Origin of the sequence: Psychrobacter sp. MES7-P7E (assembly GCF_002863645.1) — a bacterium.
GTDB lineage: Bacteria > Pseudomonadota > Gammaproteobacteria > Pseudomonadales > Moraxellaceae > Psychrobacter.
Genome location: NZ_PJBU01000068.1, coordinates 1 through 213 on the forward strand (window position 1 = coordinate 1; position 213 = coordinate 213).

Genomic DNA, 213 nt, shown 5'->3' on the forward strand with positions numbered 1-213 from the left:
CTCAAGATTGGCCTCTGCCATCTCAAGGGTATCAGCGCCGTAAATGGCCTTTAAATCAGCCGCTACGGCCTTTTTATCCGTCCACGGCACAAACTTCATTGAATAGCGCACCATGTGTACGATACACAGCTGAACCTGTGCCTTTGGATAGACGGTGTTAATGGCATCAGGGAAGCCCTTTAGACCGTCAACACAAGCGATTAAGATGTCTTG

At 48.8% G+C, this 213-nt stretch carries 1 protein-coding gene; it reads right to left on the reverse strand.

Features of this window, described 5'->3' with window-relative positions; all coding sequences use genetic code 11:
• Nucleotides 1–213: transposase (locus CXF62_RS01530; protein ID WP_145990529.1), on the reverse strand; the 213-nt coding region annotated here is incomplete at both ends.